Annotated in this window: 1 protein-coding gene; it reads right to left on the bottom strand. The window is 66.3% G+C overall.

Features of this window, described 5'->3' with window-relative positions:
- Window positions 1–255, bottom strand: a 255-nt coding sequence (locus RAD16_RS41465; RefSeq protein WP_458163747.1) for a hypothetical protein, incomplete at its 3' end; no start/stop codon positions are given.
- Between the last annotated feature and the right edge of the window lie 178 nt (window positions 256–433).

The raw sequence follows: 433 nt of genomic DNA, 5'->3' as shown, positions 1-433 counted from the left end.
CGAGGGCGCCAGCGGGCTCGGCGCGCCCAAAGGCGACAGCGCAGGAGCGGCCCGCGCGGCGGACGACGGAATGACGTTGCTGACCAGTCCGAGGACAAGCGCCAGGCCAGTGGCCGCCAAGGTCGCACCCGTGCCGAGGCCTGACGCCGGCTGGCTCGAGATCGCGCCAAGCACGCGGTCTTCAAGCCCGGCAAGACCCTCATGCGGCGTGGCCGAGGAAAGGCGCGCCAGCGCGTCGTCGATATTGTTGCCCATGATCTGCCTTTCTGTCCCTCGATACGCACCGCAGGATAAAATCCCTCGGATTCGGTTGAGGGGTGTGTGCCGCTGTCGCGTATCGACCAGGTATATTCCACAGGAGTTCGACATGAAGTTCAATCCGGCCCTTGCGATCATTGCTGCCCTCGTCTCGGCGATCGCGCCCGGCGCAGCC

The organism is Bradyrhizobium sp. 18BD, from assembly GCF_054185225.1.
The sequence above is the reverse complement of the archived record's forward strand: the minus strand, read 5'-3'. Positions and strand labels throughout refer to the sequence as shown.